The sequence below is a fragment of the Alsobacter ponti genome (genome assembly GCF_024294805.1).
In the GTDB taxonomy this organism is placed as follows: Bacteria; Pseudomonadota; Alphaproteobacteria; order Rhizobiales; family Beijerinckiaceae; genus Alsobacter; species Alsobacter ponti.
Window position 1 is genome coordinate 1 of the sequence record NZ_JANCLU010000031.1, and the last position, 20,809, is coordinate 20,809.

The 20,809-nt window shown below is 69.8% G+C and carries 13 protein-coding genes; 6 read left to right on the forward strand and 7 right to left on the reverse strand.

Annotated elements, in window-relative coordinates:
* Nucleotides 1–353: 353 nt before the first annotated feature.
* The 4 genes from NK718_RS22225 to NK718_RS20690 all read right to left on the reverse strand — a co-directional run bounded on the left by NK718_RS22225 (nt 354) and on the right by NK718_RS20690 (nt 3,955).
* Complete coding sequence (locus NK718_RS22225; protein WP_254746325.1) at nt 354–1,205, reverse strand: response regulator; 852 nt, start codon at nt 1,203–1,205, stop codon at nt 354–356.
* A 50-nt stretch (nt 1,206–1,255) separates the two neighbouring features.
* On the reverse strand, nt 1,256–2,629 hold the full coding sequence (locus NK718_RS20680) for an ATP-binding response regulator (RefSeq protein ID WP_443092884.1): 1,374 nt from the start codon (nt 2,627–2,629) through the stop codon (nt 1,256–1,258).
* A 67-nt stretch (nt 2,630–2,696) separates the two neighbouring features.
* Nucleotides 2,697–3,179, reverse strand: coding sequence for a hypothetical protein (locus NK718_RS20685; RefSeq protein WP_254746277.1), 483 nt, complete (start codon nt 3,177–3,179; stop codon nt 2,697–2,699).
* A gap of 143 nt (nt 3,180–3,322) precedes the next feature.
* The gene (locus NK718_RS20690) at nt 3,323–3,955 is read right to left on the reverse strand and encodes a PRC-barrel domain-containing protein (protein WP_254746279.1); all 633 of its coding nucleotides are present in this window, start codon (nt 3,953–3,955) and stop codon (nt 3,323–3,325) included.
* Between the two features lie 339 nt (nt 3,956–4,294).
* Here NK718_RS20690 and NK718_RS20695 point away from each other — a divergent pair, with 339 nt between their 5' ends.
* On the forward strand, nt 4,295–5,029 hold the full coding sequence (locus NK718_RS20695) for a hypothetical protein (protein WP_254746281.1): 735 nt from the start codon (nt 4,295–4,297) through the stop codon (nt 5,027–5,029).
* A gap of 87 nt (nt 5,030–5,116) precedes the next feature.
* Entirely contained in the window at nt 5,117–5,893 is a 777-nt protein-coding gene (locus NK718_RS20700; RefSeq protein WP_254746283.1) for a hypothetical protein, read from the forward strand.
* 5 nt (nt 5,894–5,898) lie between these two features.
* Here NK718_RS20700 and NK718_RS20705 read toward each other — a convergent pair whose 3' ends face one another.
* Together NK718_RS20705 and NK718_RS20715 are read right to left on the reverse strand one after the other, a co-directional pair.
* Entirely contained in the window at nt 5,899–6,966 is a 1,068-nt protein-coding gene (locus tag NK718_RS20705) for a response regulator (protein ID WP_254746285.1), read from the reverse strand.
* 138 nt (nt 6,967–7,104) lie between these two features.
* On the reverse strand, nt 7,105–15,252 hold the full coding sequence (locus tag NK718_RS20715) for a cadherin-like domain-containing protein (protein ID WP_305883679.1): 8,148 nt from the start codon (nt 15,250–15,252) through the stop codon (nt 7,105–7,107).
* Between the two features lie 598 nt (nt 15,253–15,850).
* Here NK718_RS20715 and NK718_RS20720 point away from each other — a divergent pair.
* From NK718_RS20720 to NK718_RS20735, 4 genes are all read left to right on the forward strand, one after another.
* Nucleotides 15,851–16,588 carry a transglutaminase-like cysteine peptidase gene (locus NK718_RS20720; RefSeq protein ID WP_254746287.1) on the forward strand — a complete coding sequence of 246 codons (738 nt, stop codon included), beginning with the start codon at nt 15,851–15,853 and terminating at the stop codon, nt 16,586–16,588.
* A 143-nt stretch (nt 16,589–16,731) separates the two neighbouring features.
* Nucleotides 16,732–17,571: a thiosulfate oxidation carrier protein SoxY gene (locus NK718_RS20725; RefSeq protein WP_254746289.1), complete on the forward strand. Its 840-nt coding sequence runs from the start codon at nt 16,732–16,734 to the stop codon at nt 17,569–17,571.
* Nucleotides 17,572–17,713: 142 nt separating this feature from the next.
* The gene (locus tag NK718_RS20730; RefSeq protein ID WP_254746291.1) at nt 17,714–18,172 is read left to right on the forward strand and encodes a (2Fe-2S)-binding protein; all 459 of its coding nucleotides are present in this window, start codon (nt 17,714–17,716) and stop codon (nt 18,170–18,172) included.
* A 13-nt stretch (nt 18,173–18,185) separates the two neighbouring features.
* The gene (locus tag NK718_RS20735; protein ID WP_254746293.1) at nt 18,186–20,357 is read left to right on the forward strand and encodes a xanthine dehydrogenase family protein molybdopterin-binding subunit; all 2,172 of its coding nucleotides are present in this window, start codon (nt 18,186–18,188) and stop codon (nt 20,355–20,357) included.
* Between the two features lie 215 nt (nt 20,358–20,572).
* Here NK718_RS20735 and NK718_RS20740 read toward each other — a convergent pair whose 3' ends face one another.
* The gene (locus NK718_RS20740; protein ID WP_254746295.1) at nt 20,573–20,797 is read right to left on the reverse strand and encodes a hypothetical protein; all 225 of its coding nucleotides are present in this window, start codon (nt 20,795–20,797) and stop codon (nt 20,573–20,575) included.
* Between the last annotated feature and the right edge of the window lie 12 nt (nt 20,798–20,809).

Here is a 20,809-nt window from a genome sequence, read left to right on the forward strand (position 1 = left end):
GATCACGGTGTCAAGCACCTGGGGCCCATCGATCTCCCGCCCGCACCCATCCTGCCACAAACCGAAATACACAGGGGTCCAGCGCAACATGTCGCGCGTCAGCGCGTCCTGATGGGCCTTTTCCATTGAGCGCCGCTTCGCGGCAGCATCCATGCGCTGGATCCCGGATGCCCCTCCGCTCCGCTGCGGGGCTCCGGGAACGGGCGGACGGGCGTCCGCCCTTTCGGGGTTCCGGACGGACTGGCGTCCGCCCTTTGGCCTTGACGGCCAGCACGAGCATCCGCCGTTTTCGCTTCGCGCGAGGCGCGGACCTCCGCCCCTTGCCCTTTGCGCTCCGGGCCCCGGCCTCGGGCTCACGCCGCGGGCGGGGCCCAGGCCCAGATGCGCATCGGCTCGACGATGTTCTTGAGCTGGTGCAGGCCGGTGTCGGCGAAATTCGCGTCGATCTTGCCGCGCACGAGCTGGTGGGCGTAGTCGGACACGGTGAGCCCGCCGGGCGCGCACATTTCCTGCACGCGCACGGCGAGCGCGACGCCTTCGCCGAAGCGGTCGTTGTTGTTGACGACGATGTCGCCGACCGCGATGCCGACCCTGAACTCGAGCGGGATGCGGCCCGGGGGCACGGGGCGCGTCACCATCTCGGACTGGAAGTCGACGGCCCATTCGATGGCGTCGACGACGCTCATGAAGTCGATCAGCGCGCCGTCGCCGAGCATCTTGAACAGCGTGCCGTTGCGCCGCGACAGCTTGGGCGCGATGACCTGTCCGAGCACCGCGTCCACGCTGGCCAGCGTGCGCGGCTCGTCCTCCTGCACCAGGCGGCTGAAGCCGACGATGTCGAACGAGACGATGGCGGCCAGCCGCCGCTCGGTCTGGCCGGAGCGCACCCAGCGCAGCCGCCGCAGCACGGAGCGGACGCGCGCCAGCAGCTCGCGCAGTTCGCACGGCTTGGTGAGGTAGTCGTCCGCCCCCAGCTCGAGCCCGACGACGCGGTCGATGGCGCTGGCCGTGGCCGTGAGCATGATGACGGGCACGGAATCGGTCTGCTTCATCCAGCGGATGATCGACAGCCCGTCTTCGCCGGGCATGTTGAGGTCGAGGATGACGAGGTCCGGCGCGTCGCGGGCCATCAGCTCGCGCAAGCCCGCGCCGCCATCGCAGAGCGACACCCTGAAGCCGTGCAGCATCAGGTAGTCGCCGATCATCTCGCGGCTCTCGGCCTCGTCGTCGACGACGGCGATGTGGTTGGGTGACTTCACGCGGCGGCCTCGGCCGCCGTCTCGCCGGACTGCAGCCAGATCGTGAAGGACGCGCCCATGCCGGGACCCGGCGAGTCGACCTCGATGCGGCCGCCGTGCAGGTCGACGATGCGCTTGGCGATGAACAGGCCGAGCCCCGTGGAATTCTCGCCGCCCGTGGGCCGCGCCGACAGACGCTGGAAGCGGCCGAACAGGCGCGGGAAGTCCTCCGGCAGCAGGCCGGGGCCGCTGTCGCGCACCGTGACGTAGGCTTCGCCGCCCGTCTCTCCGGCGGAGACGACGATCTCGCCGCCGGGCGGGCTGTACTTCACGGCGTTGGACACGAGATTGTCGACCGCCTCGCGCAGCCGCTCGTGGTCGCCGAGGAGGTCGAGCCGGCCGGGGCCCTCGAACAGCAGGGTCTGCTGCTTGCCCTGGGCGAGCGGCCGGTTGGCCTCGACCGCCTCCTGCACCACGGCGACGATGTCGGTGGGGTCGAGATGCACCGGCAGGTCCAGCGCGTCGGTCATCGCGTCCTTGATCAGCGCGTCGACCATGGCGGTGAGCCGGCGCGCCGACTCGCGGATGCGCTCGATCTGGTTGGTCGCCGCGTCCTCGAGCGCCGCCTGCCCGCGCATGATCTCGCGCAGGATCTCGGTGCGCCCCATGATGATCGACAGCGGGTTCTTGAGGTCGTGCGCGACGATGCCGAGGATTTCGTTCTGGAACGCGCTGGCGCGCCGCGCGCGCGCCCATTGCGCCTCGACGCGCTTGTTGGCGGCCAGCAGCTCGGCGGTACGCTGCTGGACGCGGTGCTCGAGGTCGCGGTTGGCCTGGCGCAACTCCTCCTGCAGGTCGACGATGCGGCGCAGCTGGGCGTGGCCGCGCAACGCCGAGGTGAGGGCGGTGAACAGCTTGTCGGCCGTCAGCTCGGTCTTCGCCTTGTAGTCGTTGATGTCGTAGTTGAGCACGACGTCGCGCTCCGGCGCCTGGCCCGGCTGGCCCGTGCGCAGGATGATCCGCAGGGTCTCGTTGCCCATGTCGCGCCTGATATGGTCGACCAGGTCGAGGCCCGACGTGTCGGTCTCCATTACGACGTCGAGCAGCATCACCGCGATATCGGGATGGGCGCGCAGCAGCTCGCGCGCCTCGGCGGCCGAATAGGCCGAGAGGATCTCCAGTCCCGCGCCGTTGAGCCTGTACCCCGCCAGCGCGAAGCGCGTGCCCTCGTGCACCGCCTCGTCGTCGTCGACCACCGCGATTTTCTGACGGGGCAAGGCGATGTCCGGCGGCGGCGGCGCATCGTCCACCACGGACAGCACGTCGTTCTGTTCCACCGTGAGTTTCCCCTGGCTTCCCTGCGATTCCGCGAAGCCTGCCCCCTCGCGCATCATCGCTGAGTCAACCCAGGGTAGCAACTCTGTAGATTGGCGCGCTACATGGGTCGCGCCGCCAGCCCTAACGGATCATGACGCGCCCCCCAGGGGTGGGGCGGTAGCCGGACTCGATCTGCGCCTTGATCAGCCAGATTTCGGCCTCGTGCGCGGCGCACAGCCGCCGCCAGCGGGCCTCGTCCATGTCGCCCGGCCGCCAGGCGATCATGCTCACATAGCAATGCCCCGCGGGCAGGCCGGCGTCCTCGGCCGCCACCACCCGCGCGCTGATGCGCCGGCGGCGTCGCTCGCGCGTGCCGACCAGATAGTCGATGAGCAGCAGGTCCGCCCTCGCGTCGATCTCGAACCAGCCTTCCGCGCCGTCGAACAGCGAGCGGCCCCGGTGCAGGCCCAGCGCCTCGTCCGGCCCGGTCTCCATGCAGCCCAGCGACCAGCCGCCGAGCGCCAACGGGTCGGCGAGGAAAGCGAAGGCGTCGGCCGCCTCCGCCGCCACCAGCACGGTCGCGACATGAGACGGGGCGGGGAAGGCGGTCGGATCGGGGGCCAAGGCGCGATTCTCCCTGAAGCTGGCGCGCAGCATACAGGAGAGACACGCTTCAGGGCCCCGCAAACGAAAAAGGAGCCCCGAGGGGCCCCTTTCCGCCGGCCTCGCCGGCCCACGCGGGCCGGCTTGGCCGATGCGTTCGGCTGTTACTTCTTGTCGGACGCGTAGTGGAACGCCGGGGCGTTCTTCAGCTCGTCCTTCGTCATGCGCAGGATGCCGTGGTCCGGGTAGTCCATGTTGCGCGTGGCGGCGGTCGAGCCGGTCACGTCCGTGCGTGGCGCGGTGGTCGCGGGCGCGGCTGCCGTCGTCGCCGGAGCCGTGGTGGCCGGAGCCGTGCCGGCGGGCGCGTTGGCCGCGACGGTCGAGCGGTCGGCGTAGGTCCACTCCACGGACTTGAACGGCACCGCGACGTTCTTCTCGCCGATGCCGAGGAAGCCGCCGACGCCGATCACCACCGCCTGGGCGTTGCCGCTGCGGTCGAGCACGATCTCGTTGACGTCGCCGATCTTCTCGTTGTTGGCGCCGTAGATGTTGAGGCCGACCATCTTGCTGGCGCGCCACTGGTCGGTCGACATCTGGGTCATGTACTGGCCCGACATGGCGGACGAGCTGCTCACCGTCGAGGGAGCGGTCGTCGCCGGGGCCGTGGCGGCGGGCGCGTTCACCGTCGGAGCCGGCGTGGCCGGGGCGGTCGAGGCGGGCGGGTTGGACTGGGCGAGCGCCGGACCGGCCAGCAGGGCCGTGGTCACGAGGCAGGCGGCGATATGGGTCTTGAGCATGTGAATTCTCCCGTCATTGGACGAGACGCAGGCATGGCTGCGCCGTGCGTTCACAACGGGCTAGCGGACGGAAGGTTCTCTATTTCCTCGAATATCGTGCCCGGCGCGGCCGCGATCCGGCGGGTCGTCGACCGCGGATGGCGTGGGGCCGGGGAAGCGACTTATTAAATTTCAATGGATAAAAAACGGGGACAAGCTTGGCAACATTGGATAACTATCTTCGCGTGAAGTCCGTGCCTAAGATGGATTCCGCGCTGATTTTAATGAGGTTTCGCGCGGTTCGGGCTTAACCTGATCACGTCGCCCGGATCGGACAGGGGCGGGTATGGGAGTGCGTCGATGAACTACCGTCTGGTCGGCTGGACCTGCGCGGCGCTCGCATGGGGAACCCTCGGGGCCTCCGCCGACGCCAACCGCGTCGTGCAGGAGTGGACCTGCACCGCCAACGGCCAGTACGGCCTCGAAATCCCGGCCTCCGGCGAGGCGCGGTCGTATCTGCGCGAGGCCAAGGTGCCGCTGCGCATCACGCTGCGCGAATCGAACGGCCGGCCCGGCCACACGGTCGAGATGAAGTTCGTCGGGTACCCGTCTCTCGCCGGATTCGGCCACGCCTTCATCGACGATTCCGGCTCGTCCGTCGCCTTCACCTCCGACGTGCTGCGCGCCGTCAGCACCTCCGCGCCGAGCGGGCCCAAGGTGCTCATCGTCGAGCGCGACGGCCGCGGCTGGCGCTTCCTCACCTCCACGACGACGCTCGTCACCTCGCAATACGCCTCGCAATTGAGCCGTCGCACTGGCGCCCACGTCGTCGTCAAGCCGCAGTCCTCCAACCTTCTCTTCACGGGCGAGTGCAATCCGTCCGAACGCATCGCCGACGCTAACCCGGGCGACATCACCGCGACGGTGCGCCAGCGCACGCGCACCGCCGCCGCGCCGCAGCGGCTGCGCACGGCCGCCGCTCCCGAGGCGGCGCCCCAGCCCGCCGACGACGACGCCGGCGAGGCCATCGAAGCGCCCGGCCTGCCGCCGCCGCCCGCCATGGGCCTGGGCGCGAGGCCGGCCGGGTCTCACTGACAAGCTGCCGCTGACCCCGCCCGCGACTCCAGGTCCGCGACTAATGGGCCGGCGTCTGGCATGATGGGCTCATCGCCCCGCGAGCCCATGCCGGAACCCGTGTCGACGCCACGCCGAGCCTCACGCCCCTCCGCCGCCCGCGCCCTCGCGCTCGGCTGGGCCGTCGCCTGCGCGACGTCGGGCGCGGCGCTCGCCGCCGGGCCGCGCGCCTGGACCTGCCAGGTGTCGAGCCAGCACGGCTTCGAGGTGGCGGCCATCGGCGACGGCGAATTGTCGGTGCGCGGCGGCGTGACGCCGCTCTCCATCCGCATGCAAGACGAGCTCTCCGCCCGCGAACTCGACCTCACCTTCGCCGACCCCGCCTATCAGGCGGCGTTCGGTCGGCGTTTCACCTCCGGGGACTCGGTGATCTCGCATGTGCGCGACGTGGTGCGCGTGGCCAGCACGTCGGGCTCGTCCGGCCTGCGCTCGCTGGCGCTGGAGCGCGACCGGGACGCCTGGCGCTTCGTGCTCACCGCCTCCGGCTTCGCCGCGCGCCCGGACCCGGCCCGGCCCAAGCCGGTAAGCGGCGCGCGCGCGCCGGCCCGCACCGTGGTCGTGACCGGGCTGTGCGAGGAGACCGCCGCGCCCGCGCGCTTGCCGCGCCCGGAAGAGGCGAAGGCCTCAGCGCCGTTCGATCTGCTGCTCAGCGCGACGCGGATCGCCGACGCGCGCTCACTGCTGTCGCCGCAAAAGCCGGAGGCGGCGGCCGCCATGTTGGTCGGCCGGCCGCTCGTCGAGCGCTCCGCCCAGCCTCTGCTTCCGGCCGGCGAGGGCGTGTTCCGTCCGGCCGCGCGGCGTCCGCCGGCGATCGCCGCGCCGTAGCCCGCTCAGTTGCGGGCGCTGACGCCGACCTGGGAGCGGTTCGGGGCGAGTTCGGCGGTCATCGAGCCCAAGTGCGCCACCATGGTGTCGACCAGCGCGTCGCCTTCGTTGGAGCCGCCGGCGCTCAGCACGGCGCGCAGCGCGTCGACGTGGCACTCGATGGCCTTCAGCGCGCCGAAGTCGAAGCCGGGCCGGACCAGCAGCTCGGAGAGGCCCGCGGCGATGCGCTCGGCCATGACGAAGCCGAAATCCTGGGCGCGCAGGCGCGTCTGGTCGGCGGCGGCCGCGAACGCGCCGCGTGCCGAGGCGAGGGCGGGGCGGCTCATCAGCGCCGTGCAGGCCCCCTGCAGCGCGTCGAGCTCGCTCGCCATGCGGGCCTGATACTCCTGTTGCAGGCCGGCCAGCGCGGTCTCGGCGCGCTCGATCACCGACACGCGCGTCTCCGTCTCGCCGCCGGCCGGGATCGCCGCGCGGCGGCACAGCGCGTTGGGCGGGCGCACCACGACGTGGTCGCCGTACACGTCCTCGATCACCGGGCCCTGCGGCCCGGGCAGGACGCGGCGGCTGTCCGGCTCGGAGCGGCGCGCGCGGCGGTCGCCGTCGACGCGCTGCTCGCCGCGCCGGCGGTCGGGGCCGAAATAGGTGTCGAGCTGGATGAAGGGGCGGGGGTCGAGCACGACGCCCTCGACCAGCTTGTAGACGGTGCGCGCCGAGATCGGCTTCACCAGATACTCGGTGACGCCGGCGTCGGCCGCCTCGCGGATCGCCTCGCGCCGCAGCTCGCGGGCGACGAGCACGAGCGGGGCGTAGGGGTTGCCGGTCATGCCGCCGGTCGTCTCGGTAAGCCGGATCAGCCGCGTCAGCTCCAGGCCGCCGACGAGCGCCATCTCGCGGTCGGCGAACACGATGTCGGGCTCGGCCGAGGAGAACACGTCCAGCGCCTCGAAGCCGTCGCGGGCCTGGTACACGGCGGCGGCGCCGTAGGCGTGGAGGATCGTGCGCAGCGTATCGCGCGTCAGCACCTCGCCGCTCGCCACCAGAAAGCGAAGGCGGGAATAATCGATACGATGCATGGCGGCCTCAACTCGCTACAACCAATAGTAGCGTAGGCCGCACTTCCTAACGGAGTATGAGAGCAGGTTGAAAGATGCCTCTTAAAAACAGAAACGGGGGCCAATCGGCCCCCGTTCTTGCACCGTGTTGCGGTTCTATTAACCCAACGTGGTCGTGTGCTGGGCGTGCGTGGTGGCGTCGTCGTAGATGATCTGGATCGAGCCCGTGCCCGGGTGCGCGCCTCCGGTCGGGTTGGTGTTCCCGTCCGAGTTGACGATCGCCACGGTGGTGGCCGGATCGCTGAAGTTGCCGCTTCCGGTCGTGTCCACGCGCAGTTCGCCCGTGGTCGCGGAGTAGCTGACATAGTCGCTCACCGACTTGCCGACGCCGACGTCGAACAGATGGGTGAGGTCGATCGTGTCGTGCTCCGCGCCCGCGTTGTGGTAGTCGGCGATGACGTCCTTGACGCCCGGCACGCCGTTCGGCGTCAGCACGAACAGGTCGTTGCCCAAGCCGCCCGTCATCGTGTCTGCGCCGAGGCCGCCGATCAGGATGTCGTCGCCTCCGTTGCCGGTCAGGATGTCGTTGCCGGACGCGCCGTACAGCAGGTTGGAATTGCTGTCGCCGGTCAGCGTGTCGCCCTGCGCCGAGCCGTACAGGTTCTCGATGCCCTTCAGCGTGTCGCCGGTCGCGCCGCCGCCGACCGTGGCCGCGGCCGCCAGGGCGAGGGCGACCGAGACGCCCGTCGCCGAGGCGCTGTAGTCAGCCGTGTCGTTGGCCCCGGAGGTGGCGTCGACGCTGTCGCCGCCGGCGCTCATGGCGAAGGTCTCGAAGGAGGCCGACGCGTTGTAGGTGTAGCCGCCGGAAGCGTTTGTGCCGCCCTGCAGGTACACGGTGAGTGGGTCGGCGCTGGTGTAGGTGTCGCCGTCGCCGTCCGTCACCGAGACGTTGAAGTTGAACGTCTGGTCGTTGATCACCGTCACCTGGTCGTAGGTGAACTCAGTGAGCAGGATCTTGGTGTCCGCGCCCGTGCCGCCCGCGTTGGTGACCCACAGCTGGCTGAAGGCGAAGAAGGGGTCGGAGGAGTGGGCGGCCCAGGTGGCGGCGTCGATCACCAGCGGCGTGCCGGTGGGATAGGAGAAGGTCGCCGTCGAATGCTGCGTCCCGTCGGCGCTGTAGATCGTGACGGTGAAGTTCTCCTTCAGCGAGGTCTGCGACGCCTTGCCGACGTTGAGCGAGACGTAGTTCTGCGTGTTGGCGAAGGTGAAGGTCACGGTCTCGTTGGTGTCGAGGTTGCCGTTGCCGATGCCCGCGCCGCCGCCCGCGCCGTTGTTCACGAACACGGTGCCGCCGTAGAGGCCGCTGCCGCTGAACGCCGAGGAACCCGAGAAGCCGTCGATGACCAGGTCGTACGGGCCGGAGTTGCCGGTGATCGTGCCCTGCTTGTTCGGGTAGTAGATGACCCCGTTGTCCTCGACGATGTAGGCGCTGTTGCCCGGGCTTAGCGTGGCGAACTGCACGGTCGTCGAGGTCGAGATGCTGTTGGTGTCGAGGTGGAAGGTGTAGGTACCGTCGGCGTTCAGGGCCAGCTCGAACAGCGGGTCCTTGGTCGCCTGGGCGTCCACCGTGTAGGCGTAGAGCGTGGCGACGCCGGTCGCCGCGTCGTAGTGGGTGTACTCGAAGAAGGTGTAGAGCTTCGCGCCCGACTGGTAGACGTCGACCTGCGTCACCGCCTCGCCCGTCGGCGACGTGCCGGCGGCGGCCGTCGTGTAGCTGTAGCCCGCCGGGGCCTGGCCGAGCACGATATTGATCGCCGTCTGCGTGTTCTGCCCGTCCGCGCCGAACACCGGGGCCCACGTGCCGTGGACCGTGGTGTTCGAGAGGTTCGGCAGGATCGCGTCCTGGATGTTGGAGATGCTCGGAGCGTCGTCCTGCACCGTCACCGCGACGGAGCCGGTCACCGTGTCCAGGTCGGTGTCGGTGGCCACCACCTTCACGCCGGTCAGGCTGATCTGGCTGAGGATCGCGGTCGCCTCCGGGAAGGCGGAGCCGAGATTGACCGTCACGGTCGGCGTCGCGGTCGCGCCGGCCGCCGCGCTGAGCGTCCCGCCCAGCGTGACGGTGAGCGCGGAGGCGGCGAGCAGCGTGCCGCCCTGGTACAGCGCGCCGGTCAGCGTGTGGCCGTCGGGGCTGACGGTCCACGAGATCGAGTAGCCGGAGGCCAGGCCGTTCACGGTGATGGAGTTGCCCGCGTCGTTCGGGTTGGCGAACCCGATCGACACGATGTTGTCGGAGCCGGCCGTGAAGGTGAGCTGGTTTCCGGCTCCGCTCGTCGCCTGCTCGGTGGTGAGCGGCGGATTGGAGCCGAAGGCCAGCGCCGCCTCGTTGACGGTCAGCGAGACCGAGCCCGAGCAGGACGGGTTCGGGCCGTCGGACACGGTGATGGTCAGCGTGGCGGTGGCGGTGTCGCCGTCCTTGTCCTTCACGGTGTAGGTGAAGACGTCCTGCACCGGGCTGGCGTTGCTGATGTTCGACTTCGGCGCGTAGCTGTACGAGCCGTCGGCGTTGAGCGTCAGCGTGCCGTAGGCGCCGTTGATCACCGTCGAGCCGTTGGCCGCGATCGTGTTGTTGGTCGCGCCGAAGCTGACATTGGTGACGCGGCCGTCCGTGCCCACCGTGCCATGGTCGGCGCCGAGGTCGTCGTTGCCAAGCACGTTGCCGGTGACGGCGGAGCCGCCCTCGGTGGCGCTGCCCGTGTCGTTCGCCGCGGTCGGCGTGTCGTCCGCGATGTTCAGCGTCAGGGTGGCCGACTGGGTCGAGCCGTCGCCGTCCTTCACCGTCACGGTCACCACGCCGCCGTCGGTGGTCGCGCCGGCGTCGTGCTGGTAGGCGGTGAGCTGGGTGAAGGTGTAGGCGCCGGTCGTCTCGTTGATCGTCACCTTCCAGGAGCCGTCATTGGCCGTGATGGTGGTGACGCCGGACGCCGAGGTCGTGGTCGCCGCGCCGAGCCCGCCGTCATAGCTGGCCTGGAAGGCCGGCGTGCCCGCGCCGTCGCCGCCGAAGTTGATGCCCATCGAGCCGCTGGTCGACTGCTGAACGAAGGCGTCGGCGTTGCTGCCGGCGATGTTGTTGTCGCCGGAGACGTCGGAGAGGTTGGCGGTCTGCGAGGTGATCGTGGGAACGCTGTTGTCGCCGGTGAAGGTAACGGTCAGCGTCGCCGTGGCGGTATCGCCGTCCTTGTCGGTCACCGTGTAGGTGAACACGTCGGTGACGCCCGCGTTGGCGCTCGAGGCCGGGGTGTAGCTGTAGGAGCCGTCGGCGTTGAGCGTCAGCGTGCCGTGCGCGCCGGCGATGATCGTGGAGCCGCCGGCCGTGATCGTGTTGGTGGTGGCGCCGAAGCTCACATTGGTGACGCGCCCGTCCGTGCCGACCGTGCCGTGGTCCGCGCCCAGGTCGTCGTTGGCGAGCACGCTGCCGGTGACGGCGGGGCCGCCCTCGGTGGCCGAGGCCGCATCGTTGGTCGCGGTCGGGGTGTCGTCGGCGATGTTGAGGGTCAGGGTGCCGGACTGCGTCGAGCCGTCGCTGTCGCGCACCGTCACCGTCACCACACCGCCGTCGGTGGTGGCGCCGGCGTCGTGCTGGTAGGCGGTGAGCTGCGTGAAGGTGTACTCGCCCGTCGTCTGGTTGATCGTCACCTTCCACGAGCCGTCATTGGCCGCGATGGTGGTGACGCCAGCGGTCGAGGTGGTGGTCGCCGCGCCCAGCCCGCCATTGTAGCTGACCTGGAAGGACGGCGCGCCCGGGCCGTCGCCGCCGAAGCCGATGCCCAGCGAACCGCTGGTCGACTGCTGAACGAAGGCGTCGGCGTTGCTGCCGGCGACGTTGTTGTCGCCGGAGACATCGGAGAGGTTCGCCGTCTGCGAGGTGATCGTCGGGACGTTGTTGTCGCCCTGGAAGGTGATGACCAGGCTGGCGGTGTCGGTGTCGCCATCCTTGTCGGTGATGGCGTAGGTGAAGGTGTCGGTGACGCCCGAGTTTGCGCTGCCGTTCGGCACGTAGCTGTAGGAGCCGTCGGCGTGCAGCGTCAGCGTGCCGTGCGCGCCGGCGATGACGGTGGAGCCGTTCGGATCGATGGCGACGACGGGGCCCGCGCCGGCGCTGACGCCGGTGACGCGGCCGTCCGTGCCGACCGTGCCGTGGTCGGCGCCGAGGTCGTCGTTGCCGAGCACGTTGCCGGTGACGGCGGGGCCGCCCTCGGTGGCGGTGTTGGTGTCGTTGTTGGCGGCGACGACGTCGTCGTTGATGGTCAGCGTCAGCGTGCCCGACTGGGTGGAGCCGTCGCTGTCCTTCAGCGTCACCGTCACGATGGCGCCGTCGGTGTTCGCGCCGGCGTCGTGCTGGTAGGCGGTGTTCTGCGTGAAGGTGTACGCGCCCGTCGCCTCGGTGATGGTCAGCGTCCACGAGCCGTCATTGGCGGAGATCGTGGTCGTGCCGGCCGAGGACGTCGTGGTCGCCGCGCCCAGCCCGCCATTGTAGCTGACCTGGAAGGCCGGCGTGCCGGGGCCGTCGCCGCCGAAGTTGAAGTTCAAGGTGCCGCTGGTCGACTGCGGCACGAACGGGTCGGTGTTGCTGCCCGCGATCATGTCGTCGCCGGCCACGTCGCTCAGCGTCGCGCTGGCGGAGACGAGCGTCGGAACGCTGTTGTCGCCGGTGAAGGTAACGGTCAGCGTCGCCGTGGCGGTATCGCCGTCCTTGTCGGTCACCGTGTAGGTGAACACGTCGGTGACGCCCGCGTTGGCGCTCGAGGCCGGGGTGTAGCTGTAGGAGCCGTCGGCGTTGAGCGTCAGCGTGCCGTGCGCGCCGGCGATGATGGTGGAACCGCCGGCCGTGATCGCGTTGGTCGTCGCGCCGAAGCTGACATTGGTGACGCGGCCGTCCGTGCCGACCGTGCCGTGGTCCGCGCCCAGGTCGTCGTTGGCGAGCACGCTGCCGGTGACGGCGGGGCCGCCCTCGGTGGCCGAGGCCGCATCGTTGGTCGCGGTCGGGGTGTCGTCGGCGATGTTGAGGGTCAGCGTGCCGGACTGCGTCGAGCCGTCGCTGTCGCGGACCGTCACCGTCACCACGCCACCGTCGGTGGTGGCGCCGGCGTCGTGCTGGTAGGCGGTGAGCTGCGTGAAGGTGTATTCGCCCGTCGTCTGGTTGATCGTCACCTTCCACGAGCCGTCATTGGCCGCGATGGTGGTGACGCCAGCGGTCGAGGTGGTGGTCGCCGCGCCCAGCCCGCCATTGTAGCTGACCTGGAAGGACGGCGAGCCCGCGCCGTCGCCGCCGAACCCGATGTTCAGCGAGCCGCTGGTCGACTGCTGCACGAAGGCGTCCGCGTTGCTGCCGGCGATGTTGTTGTCGCCGGACACGTCGGAGAGGCTGGCCGTCTGCGAGGTAATGGTCGGGACGTTGTTGTCGCCCTGGAAGGTGATGACCAGGCTGGCGGTGTCGGTGTCGCCGTCCTTGTCGGTGATGGCGTAGGTGAAGGTGTCGGTGACGCCCGAGTTGGCGCTGCCGTTCGGCACGTAGCTGTAGGAGCCGTCGGCGTGCAGCGTCAGCGTGCCGTGCGCGCCGGCGATGACGGTGGAGCCGTTCGGATCGATGGCGACGACGGGGCCCGCGCCGGCGCTGACGCCGGTGACGCGGCCGTCCGTGCCGACCGTGCCGTGGTCGGCGCCGAGGTCGTCGTTGCCGAGCACGTTGCCGGTGACGGCGGGGCCGCCCTCGGTGGCGGTGTTGGTGTCGTTGTTGGCGGCGACGACGTCGTCGTTGATGGTCAGCGTCAGCGTGCCCGACTGGGTGGAGCCGTCGCTGTCCTTCAGCGTCACCGTCACGATGGCGCCGTCGGTGTTGGCGCCGGCGTCGTGCTGGTAGGCGGTGAGCTGGGTGAAGGTGTAGGCGCCCGTCGTCTCGTTGATCGTCACCTTCCACGAGCCGTCATTGGCCGCGATGGTGGTGACGCCCGCCGTGGACGAGGTGGTCGCCGCGCCCAGCCCGCCATTGTAGCTGACCTGGAAGGCCGGCGTGCCCGCGCCGTCGCCGCCGAAGTTGAAGGCCAAGGTGCCGCTGGTCGACTGCGGCACGAACGGGTCGGTGTTGCTGCCCGCGATCATGTCGTCGCCGGCCACGTCGCTCAGCGTCGCGCTGGCGGAGACGAGCGTCGGAAGATTGTTGTCGCCCTGGAAGGTGACGGTCAGCGTCGCGGTCGCGGGGTCGCCGTCCTTGTCGGTCACCGTGTAGGTGAAGACGTCGGTGACGCCGGCATTGACGCTACCGTTGGGGGTGTAGCTGTAGGAGCCGTCCGCGTTGAGCGTCAGCGTGCCGTGCGCGCCGGCGATGACGGTCGAGCCGCCCACGGCGATGGAATTGGTCGTCGCGCCGAAGCTGACGCCCGTCACGCGGCCGTCGGTGCCGACCGTGCCGTGGTCGGCGCCGAGGTCGTCGTTGGCGAGCACGCTGCCGGTGACGGCGGGGCCGCCTTCCGTCGCGGTGGCGGCGTCGTTGGCGGCGACCGGCGTGTCGTCGGCGATATTGAGCGTCAGCGTGCCGGACTGCGTCGAGCCGTCGGTGTCCTTCACCGTCACGGTCACGATCGCGCCGTCGGTGCTCGTGTCGGCGTCGTGCTGGTAGGCGGTGTTCTGCGTGAAGGTGTACGCGCCGGTGGTCTCGTTGATGGTCAGCGTCCACGAGCCGTCATTGGCCGCAATCGTGGTGACGCCGGCAGTCGACGTCGTCGTGGCCGCGCCGAGGCCGCCATTGTAGCTGACCTGGAAGGCCGGCGAGCCGGGGCCGTCGAAGCCGAAATTGATGTTGAGCGAGCCGCTGGTCGACTGCGGCACGAAGGCGTCGGCGTTGCCGCCGGCGACGTGATTGTCGCCCGCCGCGTCGGAGAGGTTGGCGACGGCCGAGTCCACCGTGGGGACGCTGTTCGGGATCTCGATGGTCAGCGTCGCCTGCGAGGGGTCGCCGTCGGAGTCGGTCAGCGTATAGGTGAACACGTCCTGGTTGCCGCCGGGCGTGTTGGCGGCGCGGACATAGGTGTAGTCGCCGTTCGCGGCGATGGTGAGCTGGCCGTACAGGCCGTCGATGACGACCGTGCCGGAGGCGGGCACGGCGACGACCGTGTCGCCGATCTTCACCTCGGTGACGCGCGCATTGTCGGCGCCCACGGTGTCCGCGCCGGTGGCGGGAGACACGGTGCCGGCGCCCGACACGACGTTGCCGCTCTGCGACGTCTCGCCCAGCGCGAGCTGGTCGACGTCGTTATGGGCGACCGGGGCGTCGTCGACGATGGTGATGACGAGGTTGGCCGAGGCCTTGTCGCCGTCGGCGTCGGTGACGACGACGGGCAGGGAGACGGTCGTGTTATCGCCCGAGGTGTTGTCGGTGAGCGTGAAGCTGTAGCCGATCTTGCCCGGAGCGTAGCTGATGATGGTCAGCGTGCCTTCCGGCAGCGTGATGCTCTGGCCGATCGCGCCGGTGATGACGACGCCGTTGATGGTCACCGTCGCGGGGGCGTTGCCCTGCGTGTAGGTGATCAGGCCGCTCGTCGCCTCGGAGTTGGAAGCGGCGTCGCTGCCTTCCGGCTCCGTCTGGCCGTTGACGACACGGCCGGGCAGGCCGGCTTCGTACACGGTCGTCTCGGCGACGCCCAGGCCGGGCACGCTGACGGAGGGGAACAGGTCGGGCGGCGAGACGATCTCGGGCTGCGTCGGCTCGAAGGAGAGCTCGGTCGGCGGCAGCAGGGGGCTGATCTCGAGCCCGGGGCCGATGTCGCCCGGGGGCACCTCGAAGTTGCCGCCCGAGGAGGCCTGCGCGCCGGGGCCGGCGGCGGGCTGGATGCCGCTGTTCAGGAACGCGGCCTCGAGGGCCTGCTGCGGGATCTGGATATCGCCGACGATCAGGTCGGGGAGGGTGACGAGACCGCTGGAGAGGTCGCCCATGCCCTCGAGCACGAGGACGGTGCCGTTGCCCTGGACGAGCACCAGCATCTTCTCGCCGTCGATCTCGACGATCTTGATGTTGTCGATGGCCGCGTCCGGCGGGAGCTTGTAGGCGAGCGACTCGATGCCGCCGCCGGCCGGGATCGGCGTGACCTTGATGATCTTGTCGGGCGGGGGCAGGACGAACTCGTCCTCGGGCTTGCCGCCGGCCTGGGACTTGGCCGCCTGGGCGAGCATGATGCGGTCCGACAGCGACGCGTCGGGCTTGGCGGAAGACGCGTTGACCTGGCCAGCGGAACCAGAACCCTCGATACGCATCGGATGACTCCATTAAGTGCAAGCCCGACCGCAATTTGCTGGTCGAATTGATTTGATTTGCAACTTAATGCAACCGACTTGGCACGCAAGGGTTGCGCGTCTTGGCGCATATAACCCGCTATGGTTGTAGGTGTTAAAACCGATTATTGGTTAATAGAGGCATATAAAATTAGCTAAGCATTGTTCCATCGGCCGCGCCCGACTGCCCGTTTTCCGAGGCGAATCCGTCGATTCGATTCTGTTTGTGTAAAATTGTTCGGATTTTCAGGTGAAATAATTGACCAGTCTTGTTTCGCCGAAAGCAAGAACTGGATGCCACTAATCAGCCCAACAAAGTCATCGGGCGGCGATCGTGGCAGTCATATTTGAAACTGTTGCAGTTGAGCAGAAGGCCGATTCAACCGGCGTATTGCGCCCCCCGGCGAGCGACACCGGGCGGCAACTTGGCAACAATTCGCGCGGCGGAATCGCGGGGCGGAAGGCGGGCCGGCTCGCCGGCCTGGCGCTCGTCGCCCTGATCGCGCAGGCCTCGGCCGCGTGGGCGCAAGTTGCGGTTGTGGCGCCGGTTGCGCCGCTTTCAATCATCGCCGGCGCGACGTTGATTCCGGAAGCAGCGCCCGCCACGGGCGAGATCGCGTCCACCGACGAGCCGGGGACGGCGCTTCCGGCCCGCGCCGACGCCATCGTCACCGCCTCGGTCGTCAATCCCGGCCCGGCGCGGACCCTGGGCGACGCGGTTCCTCGCGACATTCTCGGCACGGTCGGCGTCCCGGTCGCGAGCCTGGCCGTGTCGCCGCGCTGGAAGACGATCGAGGCCGCCGGGCTGGAGACTTTCTTCACGCGCGACTGCGCCACGGCCGCGCCCGGCTGCGCGACGGCGCTGCGCCGGGCCTTCGACGCCGTCGCCGCGCCGGCCCAGCCGGACCTCGGTCTGCTGCAGCGCGTCAATCGCGCCGCGAACCGGGCGATCCGCTACCAGAGCGACCGCGCGCTGCGCGGCGTCGACGACTACTGGGCGACGCCGGAGGAGACCGCTTTGGCGGGGGCGGGCGACTGCGAGGACTACGCCATCGCCAAGATGGGCATGCTGAAGGCGCTCGGCGTGCCGCCCACGGACATGCGCCTGCTGGTGGTCAAGGATCTGGTGCGCGGCATCGGCCACGCTCTGCTGGCCGTCAGCCTCTCCGGCGGCGTCTACATCCTCGACAACAACCGGGACGACGTGCGCGAGCAGGCCTCCGTGGAGGGCTTCCAGCCGTTCTATTCGGTCGGCGTCAGCGGCGTCTGGATCCACGGCGTCCGCCGCGCCCCCTCCGTGCTCGTCGCCAAGAACTGATCGACGGGCGGCCCCGCGAGGGCCGCCGCTTCGCCGGTGCGTCGTCGTCCGCGGCTTGAAGGCGCGGGGCCCCCTCACTACTCTTCCCCGGATCGGTCGTGCGGGCGTCAACGCCGCCGCGAGGCCGCCCGCAGGGAGGACACATGGCGAACGGCTCCGCCTGGACGCGGCGCGGCGTGCTCGCCGCCGCTTCGTGGAGCGCGGCGGCGCTCGTGTCCCGGCGCGCCGGCGCGCAGGTGACCGACCTTCGCGGCTTCGATCCGCTGTGGCGCGACGCCGAGGACGCCATCCGCGCCTTCTTCGGCGACGTGACCTACGACCGCGACGGCCTGACGCTGGACCTGCCCCAGCACGCCGAGACGGGCGGCTCGGTGCCGATGACGGTGCGCGTCGCCGCCGCCATGACGGAGGCGGAGTACCCGCGCGTCGTTCACGTCCTCGCCCACGGCAACCCGACTCCGCACGTGCTCTCGGCCTGGTTCACGCCCCGAAGCGGGCGTGCCGAGTTCTCGACGCGCATCCGGCTCGAGCGGTCGCAGCGCGTCACCGCCATCGCCGAAATGAGCGACGGCCGGCATCGCCGCGTCGACAGGGAGCTGTCCGTGAGCTTCGGCGCGTGCGCGCAGATCGGCTCCGGCGGCAATGACGAGGTCGCCGCGTTCCGCCCGCAGACGCGGGTGAGCGTGCCGCCGCGCGCGCAGCGCGGGGAGATCATCCCCATCCGGGCGCTGATCTCGCATCCGATGGAGACCGGGCTGCGCCTCGACGCCACCGAGGAGTGGGTGCGCCAGCGCATCATCTCGCGCTTCGCCTGTACTTTCGAAGGCGAGGAGGTGTTCCGCGTCCGTCTCCACCCCGCCGTCTCGACAAACCCGTATTTCCTCTTCTACGCCCGCGCGCAGCGCAGCGGCGTCTTCGGCTTCGACTGGTACGACACCACGGACGAGACCTACCTCGCCAGCGCCCCCATCGCGGTGGATTGATCCCCCCGGGGCGGCGCGCCTCACAAAGCCGCTTGGCAGCGGCGCTGGCGCGCGTATCCTCTCCGTCGGGGAGCTCGCGCTTCCCGTTCCGAAGCCTTGCCCCATGGAGGATGCAGGCCGGGGCCATCAGGGAGGAACCCGCATGAAGCTGTCACTGACGGTGAACGGTGCGACGCACGAGGTGGATGTCGAGCCCGAAACCCCGCTCCTTTGGGTGCTGCGCGACACGATCGGCCTCACCGGCACCAAATATGGCTGCGGCATCGCCCAGTGCGGGGCTTGCACGGTGCATATCGACGGCCAGCCTGCCAAGGCGTGCAACGTCAACGCGGCCGCCGCCGTCGGCCGCAAGATCACGACCATCGAAGGCCTGTCGCCGGACAGCAGCCATCCCGTCCAGAAGGCGTGGATCGACCTCACCGTACCCCAGTGCGGCTATTGCCAGTCGGGCCAGATCATGGCCGCGGCGGCGCTGCTGGCCCGCACGCCCAGCCCCACCGACAGCCAGATCGACGAGGCCATGGCCGGCAATCTGTGCCGGTGCGGCACGTATATTCAGATCCGCGAGGCGATCCACGCCGCCGCGAAGATGGGCGCGTGAGGGAGGGACGGACATGACAACGACTCTTTCGCGCCGGTTCTTCCTGACCACGGCGGTGGTGGCCGGCGGCGGCCTTCTGCTCGGCTTCAACATTCCCACCGAGGCCGAGGCCGCCCTGGCGCCCGTGCAGGGCGAGGGCTGGAAGCCGCCCGTCGGCGGCGTCGAGATCAACGCGTGGCTCACCATCGACCCGCAGGGCGTGGTGACGATCCGCATTCCCCACACCGAGATGGGGCAGGGCGGCATGACCTCCGTCGCCCAGCTCGTGGCGGAAGAGCTGAACGTGCCGTGGCGCAACGTGCGCGCGGTGTTCGCCGACGCCAACCGCAACGTCACGCGCGGCAACGAATACCAGGACATGTCGACCGGCGGCTCGAACCTGGTGCGCAACCGCCATCCGCACATCATGCAGGCCGGCGCGTCGGCCCGCGAGAGGCTGCGCGAGGCGGCCGCCAAGCGCTGGGGCGTCAGCCGCGCGGACGTGAAGGCCGAGCAGGGCATGCTTTCGGCCGGCGGGAAGAGCGGTTCGTATGGCGAGTTCGCCAGCGACGCGGCGGCGATCAAGCTCGCCGAGGAGCCGAAGATCAAGAAGTACGGGGACTGGTGGCTGCTGGGCAAGGACGTGCCGCGCATGGACGTGGCCGTGAAGGTCAACGGCAGCGCCGTGTACCCGATCGACGTGCGCGTGCCCGGCATGGCCTACGCCGCCGTGCGCGCCTGCCCGGTTCCGGGCGGCAAGGTGAAGAGCTTCGACGCCGCCGCGATCAAGGACCGCCCGGGCGTCATCGCCGTCATCGAGCTGAAGCAGACCAAGGACAAGCTCGCCAACACCGACATGCGCAGCGCGGTGGCGGTGGTCGCCGACAGCTTCTACCGCGCCAAGGTGGCGCTCGACCTGCTGCCGATCGAATGGGACTTCGGGCCCGGCGCGCAGAACAGCTACGCCAAGATGGACTCGGCCGCCCGCGCCCTGATGGGGCAGGAAGGCAAGCACGCCGAGGAGGTCCGCGGCGATCCGCGGCCGATCCTGGCGGCCGGCGGCAAGACCGTGACGGGCGACTACTCGCGGCCTTACGAGACGCACGTGCCGATGAGCCCGCCCGCGGCGGTCGCCGACGTCAAGCCCGACCGCATCGACGTGTGGAGCTTCACCCAGAACGTGCAGGCGACGCTGCTGCTGGCGGCCGAGCAGGCCGGCCGCAACCCCAAGGACGTGTTCGTCCACGGCACGTTCCAGGGCGGCGCGTTCGGCAACGGCAACGCCGTCGACATCACAAGGCAGGCGGTCGAGCTGTCGAAGCAGGTCGGCCGGCCGGTCAAGGTGATCTGGTCGCGCGAGGAGGACACGGCGCAGGCCCGCTCGCGGCCGCCCATCTGGGCGCGCTTCGAGGCCGTGCTGGGCGACGACGGCCTGCCCAAGGCGATGATCAGCCGCGCCGTGGCCGAGAGCATGCAGCCCGCCTACGCCGACCGCGGCCTGGCCAACATGCCCTACACCATCCCGCATTACCGCTACGAGCGGCACGTGGTGCCGACCAACATCCCGGTCGGCCCCAACCGCGCGCCCGGCAACAACAATAACGGTTTCACCATCGAGCAATTCGCCGACGAGCTTGCGCTGGCCGGCGGGTGGGATCCGCTCGAATGGCGGCTGAAGATGACGGAGGGCAACGAGCGCTGGCAGCGCGTACTGCTCAAGCTCAAGGAGGTCTCCGGCTTCACCACCAAGCTGCCCAAGGGCACGGGCATGGGTATCGCGGTGATCGAGTCGCACGGGGCGACGGTCGGCGCGTGCGCCACGGTGGAGGTGTCGCGGCGCGGCGCGCTGTCGATCGAGAAGATCCTGATCGTCTCCAACACGGGCTACGTCATCAACCCGCGCGCCGCGACCGAGCAGGTGAAGGGCTGCGTGGCGTGGGAGCTCAGCCACGCGCTCTATGGCGGCCTCGACGTCCGCGACGGACGGGTCCAGAACACCAATTTCGACAGCTACAAGATCATGCGCATGCCCGACATGCCGACTGTCGAGAGCGTGTTCGCGATGTCGCAGGACAATTGGTGGGGCGGTTTCGGCGAGACGGCGGGTCCGCCGACGCCGCCGGCGGTGGCCAACGCCATCTTCTTCGCCACCGGCAAGCGCATCCGCTCGACGCCCATTCTCAAGCACGACCTGAAATGGGCGTGACGGATCGGGACGGAGCCAAGACATGAGAAAGGGGCGGGGACCCACGGGTCTCCGCCCCTTTTCCGTCGGCCGGGGGCCGGGGCCATGAGAAAGGGGCGGGACCCAAGGTCTCCGCCCCCCTTTTCCGTCGACCGGGGCCGGCGGCGAAGCGCCTGCCGGCGAGGCGTCGGCCGACGACGCCTTGGCTTACGACGCCTTGGCGAAGGACATCCGGCTTAAGACGTCTTGGCCGGGCCTTCCTCGAAGCAGTTGTTGGGGTCTTCCATGATGAGGTCGGCGGGCTGGGCGGCGGCCGGCGTCTGGGCGGGAGCCGCCTCCTGCGGCTTTGCGGGAGCGGCCGTCTCCTGCGCGGGGCGGGTCGTGGCGGTGTCCTGCGCCAGCGCGTGGCCCGCGGACAGCGCCAGCACGGCGGCGAAGGCGGCAAGCTGTGGGATGCGCATGTCTGTCTCCTT

Coding starts and splice junctions, on each gene's coding strand:
- NK718_RS22225 (WP_254746325.1), bottom strand. CDS start 1,205: ATGATCGGCGACTACCTGATGCTGCACGGCTTCAGGGTGTCGCTCTGC.
- NK718_RS20680 (WP_443092884.1), bottom strand. CDS start 2,629: ATGCGCGAGGGGGCAGGCTTCGCGGAATCGCAGGGAAGCCAGGGGAAA.
- NK718_RS20690 (WP_254746279.1), bottom strand. CDS start 3,955: ATGCTCAAGACCCATATCGCCGCCTGCCTCGTGACCACGGCCCTGCTG.
- NK718_RS20695 (WP_254746281.1), top strand. CDS start 4,295: ATGAACTACCGTCTGGTCGGCTGGACCTGCGCGGCGCTCGCATGGGGA.
- NK718_RS20700 (WP_254746283.1), top strand. CDS start 5,117: ATGCCGGAACCCGTGTCGACGCCACGCCGAGCCTCACGCCCCTCCGCC.
- NK718_RS20705 (WP_254746285.1), bottom strand. CDS start 6,966: ATGCATCGTATCGATTATTCCCGCCTTCGCTTTCTGGTGGCGAGCGGC.
- NK718_RS20715 (WP_305883679.1), bottom strand. CDS start 15,252: ATGCGTATCGAGGGTTCTGGTTCCGCTGGCCAGGTCAACGCGTCTTCC.
- NK718_RS20725 (WP_254746289.1), top strand. CDS start 16,732: ATGGCGAACGGCTCCGCCTGGACGCGGCGCGGCGTGCTCGCCGCCGCT.
- NK718_RS20730 (WP_254746291.1), top strand. CDS start 17,714: ATGAAGCTGTCACTGACGGTGAACGGTGCGACGCACGAGGTGGATGTC.
- NK718_RS20735 (WP_254746293.1), top strand. CDS start 18,186: ATGACAACGACTCTTTCGCGCCGGTTCTTCCTGACCACGGCGGTGGTG.
- NK718_RS20740 (WP_254746295.1), bottom strand. CDS start 20,797: ATGCGCATCCCACAGCTTGCCGCCTTCGCCGCCGTGCTGGCGCTGTCC.